This window comes from Mycobacterium sp. (assembly GCF_049280035.1).
Taxonomy (GTDB): Bacteria; Actinomycetota; Actinomycetes; order Mycobacteriales; family Mycobacteriaceae; genus Mycobacterium.
The window spans coordinates 1-4016 of record NZ_JBAPPI010000481.1; the positions used below are offsets into that span (position 1 = coordinate 1).

Below are 4016 nucleotides of genomic sequence, written 5' to 3' on the forward strand. Positions count from 1 at the left end.
ATCGTGTGCCACAGCGACGTGTACCACGGATCGCTCGCGGCCGCGGGCGCCGGCTGGCTGCCCGGCTCTGCGGGCAGGGCCGCCGACGGGGGAAGTTGGACCTGATACGGGATGTCACCCGGCTTCACGAACCCCAGACGCTCGCGGGCTTGGGCCGCAATGTAAGCCGGATCGGCGAGCTTGACCCTCTGCTGCTCGAGATCGGCGATCTGTTGCCGCAGAGCAGCTTCGGAGGCAGCCAGCTGTTTCATCTCGGTGCGCTGCGCGAAATAGGTGCGGACCGGGCCTGCGATGGTGAGCGTCAGCACGCAGACAACCGCGGCCAGGATCGCGGCCCGCCGCGCGGTCAGGCCGAGTCGTTGCTCGGACCGCTGCTCGGCCGATTCGACGATTGCGCGTTTGATCGGTTCGACCTGCTCCGGCAGGGCACGGGACGCATTCGGACCGGGACGGGCCGCCGGCGACTTGCGCTGCCGGCCCTGTTTCGAATCGCCGGCCCGGGTCGGACGCGACGCCGGTGGGCGCCGCTTCGGGTCTGGCCGTTTCGATTCCGGCATGATTCCTACCGGTTAGCCGGCTTCCGGCGCGTACCGCGGGAATGCCAGATCACCGGCGTAGCGGGCGGCGTCGCCGAGCGCTTCTTCGATCCGAAGCAGCTGGTTGAACTTGGCGACGCGTTCGCTACGCGCCGGTGCGCCGGTCTTGATCTGCCCACTCCCGACAGCCACCGCAAGATCGGCGATCGTGGTGTCCTCGGTTTCGCCGCTGCGGTGGCTCATCATCGTGCGGTATCCGCTGTGGTGCGCCAGCGCGACGGCGTCGAGCGTCTCGGTCAGCGTTCCGATCTGGTTGACCTTGACCAGCAACGCATTTCCGACACCACGCTCGATGCCTTCTTCCAGCCGTTCGGGATTGGTGACGAAGATGTCGTCGCCGACGATCTGCACCTGGTCACCGATCGCCGTGGTCAGGGAAGCCCAGCCGTCCCAATCATCTTCGGACAGTGGATCTTCGATGGACACCAACGGGTAGGAGCCCAGGAGGCCGGCGTAGAACTCGGTCATCTGGTCAGCGGTGTGGGTGCTTCCCTCGAACTTGTAACCGGTGCCGTCGGTGTAGAACTCGGTGGCCGCGACATCGAGGGCCAATGCGACGTCGGGGCCGGGTTTGAAACCGGCGGATTCGATGGCCTGGCTGATCAAATCCAGCGCCGTCTTGGTATTGGCCACGTCGGCGGCGAAGCCGCCCTCGTCGCCGACGGCAGTGGACAGGCCCTGTTTCTTCAGCACCGCCTTGAGCGCGTGGTAGACCTCGGCGCCCCAGCGCAGCGCTTCGTAGAAGCTTGGCGCCCCGATCGGGGCCACCATGAACTCCTGGATGTCGACGGCGGTGTCGGCGTGCGCGCCGCCGTTGAGGATGTTCATCATCGGCACCGGCAGGATGTGCGCGTTGGGGCCGCCGAGATAGCGGAACAGCGGCAACTCGGCGGAATCGGCGGCCGCCTTGCTGACCGCCAGAGATACCCCGAGGATGGCGTTGGCGCCCAACCGGGACTTGTCCGGAGTGCCGTCCAGGTCAAGCAGCGCCTGATCGACCAGCCGCTGATCGTCGGCGTTGAGCCCAATGACAGCCGGAGCGATTTCGTCGAGCACGGCCTGCACAGCCTTCTTCACGCCCTTGCCGCCGTAGCGGTCGCCACCGTCCCGCAGCTCGACGGCCTCATGCTCGCCGGTCGACGCACCGGAAGGCACCGCTGCCCGCGCGAATGTGCCGTCAATGAGGGCCACCTCGACCTCGACCGTCGGATTCCCGCGCGAATCCAGGATCTCGCGGGCTCCGACCTGCTCGATAATCGGCACTGGGTTCTCCTTAGGTGATAAGGGCGTGGTAAAGGCCAAGCGACTGCCATCAGTAGCCTAGAGCCTGCTCAGAGCGGGTGACCCGCCGCATAGGCGGTAGCCCAGTCGCGCACGGCACGGGCATACACGTCGGAGTAGTTGTACGCCCGCAGCGCCTCTATCCACCCTCGCGGTGTGGCGAGATCCTTCCCGCGCCAACATAGATAACCCGCGGCCGACAACGCGGCATCATCGATGTTGTCCACGCTGACCACGCCATCGTTGTTGGCATCCACCCCGTATTCACGCCACGTCTCGGGGATGAACTGCATCGGCCCCATCGCCCGCACGGCGTTGGAGCCGTCGTCCATGCCACCCGCTTCGCTGTCGATGATGCGCAAGGTGCCATTGGACCCGTCGAGGACCACACCCCTGATCGGGGGACGCACATCTCCGTTGGGAGACAGCGTCGCGTTGTGGTAGGTGCCGTGGTGGCTCTCGACCTGACCGATACCGGCCAGCGTCGTCCACGCGATGTGGCAGCTCGGGTTCTCCACCTCAGCGACCCGCGCGGCGTAGCCGTAGGCCTCCAGCGCGGTGACCGGGATTTTCAGCGCCGGAGCATGTACGGTCGCCCACCCATGCAGCTGATCGGCAGGCCGGCCTTTGGCGTGGGTGTCGACCGGCGGCACAGCGACGCCGACGGGCGGCGGCACGCCTTTCGGAATGTAGGGGCCCAGCTGCCAGCTGCAACTTGATGCCAAGAGCAGCGCCGTCGCTCCCACGACGGCGAACGCCCGCAGCCAACGGACCGGCGACACAACACTCCCCTACACACGATTACCCCGACCATGGTCGCATGGGAATCGAGTCGGTCAGCTGCTCCTCGGCGCCGCGTCTGGCCTGACTCCAGTTGTCCAGCGATGATGACGTGCTGCAGACCTGCATCCGGCCGGAAAGGTGCCGCTGACCGGCTCGCCGATTTATTGAGGGTCGCTGCGCGGATCGTCTTGCTCGCCAGCAGCCGATTCGTCAGTGTCATGGGCGTCGCCGTCGCTGGGAACGGCCTCGGCCACGTCCTCTTCCGCAGGCTCGTCCTCTTCCGCAGGCTCGTCGCGCCCGGCCTCGACTTCCGGTTCGGCAACGTCCTCAGCCGCGCCCCCCGCCTCGTCGACGTCGTCCGCCGGCTCCTCGGCCTCGTCCGCCTCCACCAGCGCATCGACGGCAGGCAGCCAGTGAGCGCGCCACTCGTCCTCGGTGATCTCGCCGACTGGAGCGACATCCAGCTCCGCGGGGACGTCTTCTCCGCGGCGGTCGGCGGCGATCGCTTTCTCGGCGCTCCGGACCGTATCCATGAATTCTAAAAGTGCTGTGCGCAAGGCATTTTCAGCGTCGACATCGGTGGTCACGGTGATAGACGTGATTTCTGAGGGGATCAGGTCGGCAGGTAACCCCGCGCGTGTGACACGCTGAACCACCTTATGCGCCAATGCCAGAGCCGGCTGAGCGGTGGGCACGTCGTCTATCACCGAGTTCCGTGCCTTCGCTTTCTTCTCTAAGGCTTTGCGCTCCTCCCACTGAGCTAACTGCTCATCGAGCGAAATCTCTTCTCCGGCAAGAACTCCTGGAACCCGGTTGCCCAATTTGCGGAGCAGTGTATCGGCGACATCGTCGATGCTGAATGGATGTTGTGGCGCGTCTTCGGCGATGCGGGCGTGGAAAAGCACCTGCAGCAACACGTCGCCGAGCTCTTCGCGCAACGCGTCGGCATCGCCGCTACGCACCGCGTCGAAGACCTCGTAGGTCTCTTCCAACAGGAACCGGCGCAACGAATCGTGAGTCTGCTCACTTTCCCACGGTCCGGCCGTCCGCAGCTTGTCCATCATCGCGACCGCGTCCACCAATCGCTCCCCCGGCTGGTGATCGGGCGCAGAAATCAGTCGCTCGCCGGCGGCCAATCGCGCCGTGACCGACGGGTGTTCGGGGTCTGAGGACAGCAGCACTGGAGCGTCCTCCCCGGTATGTGCGGGGCGCGCCGCCGGCAGCGTCCAGGGCACCGCGACCGGCATCTCCTCGGTGTACTGCACCTCACCGGTGAGCAACTCGATGGCCTCCACCGGAACTAGCGACGGTCGGCGTGGATCGACCAAGACGACAGTCACCAGCGCCACTCTCCCC

General features: G+C 66.1%; 4 protein-coding genes. All 4 read right to left on the reverse strand.

The genetic code is table 11. The features are described 5' to 3' along the window. Positions 1-557 (reverse strand): FtsB family cell division protein (locus WAN71_RS15795; protein WP_422226231.1); only part of this gene is annotated, 557 nt, incomplete at its 3' end. Positions 558-569: 12 nt separating this feature from the next. Further along, entirely contained in the window at positions 570-1859 is a 1290-nt protein-coding gene (gene eno / locus WAN71_RS15800) for a phosphopyruvate hydratase (RefSeq protein ID WP_422226232.1), read from the reverse strand. Between the two features lie 68 nt (positions 1860-1927). After that, positions 1928-2659, reverse strand: a complete 732-nt coding sequence (locus WAN71_RS15805; RefSeq protein WP_422226233.1) for a lytic transglycosylase domain-containing protein — start codon at positions 2657-2659, stop codon at positions 1928-1930. Between the two features lie 162 nt (positions 2660-2821). After that, positions 2822-4000: a nucleoside triphosphate pyrophosphohydrolase gene (locus WAN71_RS15810; RefSeq protein WP_422226234.1), complete on the reverse strand. Its 1179-nt coding sequence runs from the start codon at positions 3998-4000 to the stop codon at positions 2822-2824. Positions 4001-4016 lie beyond the last annotated feature (16 nt).